The sequence below is a fragment of the Oleiphilus sp. HI0080 genome, assembly GCF_001635135.1.
In genome coordinates this window covers 1-915 of sequence record NZ_LWFU01000942.1, presented here as the reverse complement: position 1 = coordinate 915, position 915 = coordinate 1, and the positions used below count along the sequence as shown (strand labels likewise).

Genomic DNA, 915 nt, shown 5'->3' with positions numbered 1-915 from the left:
CGCCAACAAAAGAGTCGGCTGAGAATTTATTTACCAACTTATTCTTCTCATCAGAACGTTACGATTTATCTGCTGTTGGTCGAATGAAGTTCAACCGCCGGTTAGGTCGCGCGGAAGAAACCGGCGAAGGCGTTCTAGATAACAGCGATATTGTGGATGTTCTGCGAACGTTAATCGATATCCGAAACGGTAAAGGTGAAGTCGATGATATCGACCATTTAGGTAACCGCCGTATTCGCTCTGTTGGTGAAATGGCTGAAAACCAGTTCCGTGTTGGTCTAGTACGTGTCGAGCGAGCGGTTCGAGAGCGTCTAAGCATGGCGGAATCTGACGGACTGATGCCTCAAGATCTCATTAATGCCAAGCCCGTTGCCGCGGCAGTTAAGGAGTTCTTTGGTTCGAGTCAGTTGTCTCAGTTTATGGATCAGAACAATCCGCTTTCTGAAGTGACGCATAAGCGCCGCGTTTCTGCGCTAGGCCCAGGCGGTCTTACGCGTGAGCGAGCAGGTTTCGAGGTTCGTGATGTTCACCCAACGCACTACGGTCGGGTTTGTCCAATCGAAACGCCAGAAGGACCTAACATTGGCTTGATCAACTCATTGGCAACCTATGCGCGCACCAATTCTTACGGATTTTTAGAGAGTCCTTATAGGAAAGTTGTAGATAACGTTGTTACAGATCAAATCGATTACCTTTCTGCGATAGAAGAAAGTGGCTTCGTAATTGCTCAGGCGAGTGCGGTTGTCGATGAGAATAATGCTTTAACGGAAGAGTTGGTAACTGTTCGCCATAAGAATGAAACGACGGTCATGCCTCCGGAAAAAGTTAACTATATGGATGTATCGCCGCGTCAGGTTGTATCGGTTGCGGCCTCTTTAATTCCGTTCCTAGAGCACGATGATGCAAACCGGGCCT

At 48.1% G+C, this 915-nt stretch carries 1 pseudogene; it reads left to right on the top strand.

Features of this window, described 5'->3' with window-relative positions:
- Positions 1–915: pseudogene (gene rpoB, locus A3751_RS18360) on the top strand (DNA-directed RNA polymerase subunit beta); the annotation flags it as partial.